This window comes from Pseudomonas sp. Sample_24 (assembly GCF_004307605.1).
In the GTDB taxonomy this organism is placed as follows: Bacteria; Pseudomonadota; Gammaproteobacteria; order Pseudomonadales; family Pseudomonadaceae; genus Aquipseudomonas.
The window spans coordinates 1-2,946 of sequence record NZ_RCNW01000337.1; the positions used below are offsets into that span (position 1 = coordinate 1).

Consider the following 2,946-nt stretch of genomic DNA (forward strand, 5'->3'; position numbering starts at 1 on the left):
GGCGGCAAGCGCAAGTTGCTGGTCCCGGCGCACCTGGCTTATGGCGAACGCACGATGGGCAAGATTCCGCCGCATTCGAACCTGATCTTCGAGATCGAATTGCTGGAAGTGCTGACGCGGGAGGATTGAGTGGCGGGGGAGATCTACAGCAGCTTGCCTGTATCCCAAAGGTGCACCAGATCCCCCGGTGCCTGGTCTTCCGGCACTTTGAGCACCATGTGGTCTTCCTGTTCGCCCTGCCGGTAGCTCACCTCGACCTGATAGAAACGCTGGTCGCTACGCCCGGATTCCGAGGTGTCGAGGGTCAGGCATCCCTCCAGTACCGAGCAGATGCGAGTGCGCTGGCTGATGTCGCATTGCGCAAACTCGATCTCCCGAGGTCGGCTCAGGGCGTGAATCGGCGCAAAGCCGCCTTGGCGGGAAAGGCGGACCCGGGCGTCGTCGCCTAATGCAGGCAGGGTTTTCATTTGACCTCCGTGATGTCGATACCCGTTTGAGACCAGCCCTGGCGCACAGCGTCGACCTCCTGTGCACCGAAGCGCTGGCCGGCATGGTCGATGGTCAGTCGAGCGAAAGCATCGAAACTGGCGTCCGGACTCAGGCGTTTGTCGCACAGCGCGTCGTACCAGATTACTCCGGCTTTCTTCCAGGCGAACCCGCCGAGTGCCCTGGCCGCGAGATAAAACGCGCGATTGGGAATGCCCGAATTGATGTGCACGCCGCCATTGTCCTCTTGAGTGATGACAAATTTGCGCATGTGATCCGGTTGCGGGTCCTTGCCCAGCAATGGGTCGTCATAGGCTGTGCCTGGATGGGACATCGAGCGCAAGCCCCAGCCGTTGATTTTTGCCGTGAGCAAATCCGCGCCGATCAGCCAATCTGCCTGCTCGACGGTATGTCCGAGAACGTATTGCTTGGTAAGGATGCCAAAAACGTCCGACAGTGACTCGTTCAAGGCCCCGGACTGATTGGCATAGATCAGCCCGGCCGTGCTTTCAGTCACGCCATGGGCCAATTCATGGGCGACCACGTCCAGCGAGCGGGTGAAGCGCTGGAAAATTTCCCCATCGCCGTCACCGAAGACCATTTGAGCACCATTCCAGAAGGCGTTTTCGTAGCCCAGGCCGTAATGCACGCTGCCGACCAGTGCGAATCCTTGGTTGTCGATCGAATCGCGACCGAGCACCTTCCAGAAAAAATCATAGCTGGCACCCAATGCATCGTAAGCTTCATCGACGGCTGCATCACCCGTGGCCGGCTGGCCTTCCAGGCGCACTGGCATTCCCGGCAGGAGCATTTTGTTTTGCGCGTCGTGCAGGCTGCGCTGGACCACGCCCGGTTTCCCGAGTTGCGGCAGAATTGCCCGCTCCGGCGGCCGCACAGGGGGACCGGGATTGTGCAGCAGGCTTTGCACATGATGCAGGGTGATCATTGCCGCCGTGCGTTGCGGCTCTGAACCGTGGGCGATGATACGGTTGAGAATGTAGGGCGGGATAAAACTGCGCGGTGTTTGTGAGTCGGTCATCAGTGCATCCCTGGCGTGATAGATGTCGATACTGATGAGATCCAGACACCTCGCGTTCGGTTCCGTGCCGGTTTTTGACGAGTGTGAAGTGCTTGGCAATCAGTACAAATGATCAGCACGCTCACCCTGTAGATTGAGAACGTGATGTCTGATGACGCTCGAAAAGTATCTCGAGCAGACATCACGTTTGTATCATTAGATATTGATATTTATGGATATTTTATTGAATGGTGTAACCGCTATCGACCACCCAGTCCTGACCGATGACGTTACGGGCGCCGTTGCCGAGCTGGAATAGAATCACGTCGGCAACAGCGCCTGGCTCGAGGAAACGGCCGTCGAGCAAGCGTTGATTGACCGTGCTGGCGACAGCGCTCAATTGCTCATCCTTCAAGCCCAGCGTTGACCAGATCGGTGTCGCAGTCGGGCCGGGGGACACCGTGTTGATGCGAATGCCGTGAGGCGCCAATTCGACCGCCAGCGTGCGGGCATGGTGAATCAGCGCGGCTTTTGAGGCGATGTAGGCGGCGAGGCCGGGAAAGGTCACTTGTGCCAGGAAAGTACCAATGAATACCACCGAGGAGGATGCCGCCAGTTGACTGCGCAAGCACGCCAGGGTGTTCAATGCCCCGGCACCGTTCACCGCCCATTGCCGGTCGAACGCTGCCAGATCCAGGCCATCGGCCAGCTCCGCAATGCCGGCGTTCGGCACCAGATAGCTCACCGGCCCCAGGGTTGCCGCCTGCTTTGCCAGCCGCGCCAGGTCGGCGGGTTGGGTCACGTCACCCGCCACCCATGACAGCTGCGTCGGGAAACGTTCAGCCAATTCACCGAGGCCGCCAATCTGACGCGACATTGCCAGCACACGGGCACCCTGAGCCAACAGACGTTCGGTGACAGCCAGGCCGATTCCGGAACTGGCACCGGTGACGACAGCCAGATGATCCTTAAAAGCAGTGTTCATAAATGCGTTCCTTTTTGGTCAATGAGCTTTCGCAGTTCACGTTCCAAAAAGCAGGCCAATGTGCCGGGCCTTGATTCTCGGGGCTTTGAGGGATGTTGTAGTTAATGTGACTTGATCGGCTTGGTGTCTTTCTGACTGCGTGATGGTCGATATGACTGCATAAATCCATGTAGGAGCAAACGTGCTGGCGATAGCGGCGTGTCAGTCATTGGGGATGTTGAATTTGAGGTCGCCATCGCGAGCAGGCTCGCTCCCACAGGTATCTGTCGGGCAGGCAAAAAAAATCGCCGCCTCCGAGTACCGAAGGCGGCGATTTTTCATGGCGGGTAGAGGTCAGGTCAAACCTTGACGATCCAGCCCGCTGGCGCTTCGATGTCGCCGGTCTGCACGCCAGTCAGCTCTTTGTAGAGCTTCTGGGTGATCGGGCCGACTTCGGTTTCGCTGTGGAACACGTGCA

4 protein-coding genes and 1 pseudogene are annotated in these 2,946 nt (G+C 58.6%); 1 reads left to right on the forward strand and 4 read right to left on the reverse strand.

The window, feature by feature from the left end; genetic code table 11:
* The coding region (locus D8V06_RS18410) for an FKBP-type peptidyl-prolyl cis-trans isomerase (protein ID WP_177434449.1) at positions 1-129 on the forward strand (129 nt) is incomplete at its 5' end.
* A 14-nt stretch (positions 130-143) separates the two neighbouring features.
* Here the strand turns inward: D8V06_RS18410 and D8V06_RS18415 are convergent.
* From D8V06_RS18415 to D8V06_RS18430, 4 genes and pseudogenes are all read right to left on the reverse strand, one after another.
* On the reverse strand, positions 144-467 hold the full coding sequence (locus D8V06_RS18415) for a protealysin inhibitor emfourin (RefSeq protein ID WP_130931485.1): 324 nt from the start codon (positions 465-467) through the stop codon (positions 144-146).
* A complete protein-coding gene (locus D8V06_RS18420) occupies positions 464-1,525 on the reverse strand; it encodes a M4 family metallopeptidase (RefSeq protein ID WP_130931486.1) in 1,062 nt (353 codons plus the stop codon). The genes D8V06_RS18415 and D8V06_RS18420 overlap by 4 nt, the downstream gene beginning before the upstream one ends.
* A gap of 220 nt (positions 1,526-1,745) precedes the next feature.
* The gene (locus tag D8V06_RS18425) at positions 1,746-2,489 is read right to left on the reverse strand and encodes an SDR family oxidoreductase (RefSeq protein WP_130931487.1); all 744 of its coding nucleotides are present in this window, start codon (positions 2,487-2,489) and stop codon (positions 1,746-1,748) included.
* A 338-nt stretch (positions 2,490-2,827) separates the two neighbouring features.
* Positions 2,828-2,946: pseudogene (locus D8V06_RS18430) on the reverse strand (branched chain amino acid aminotransferase); the annotation flags it as partial.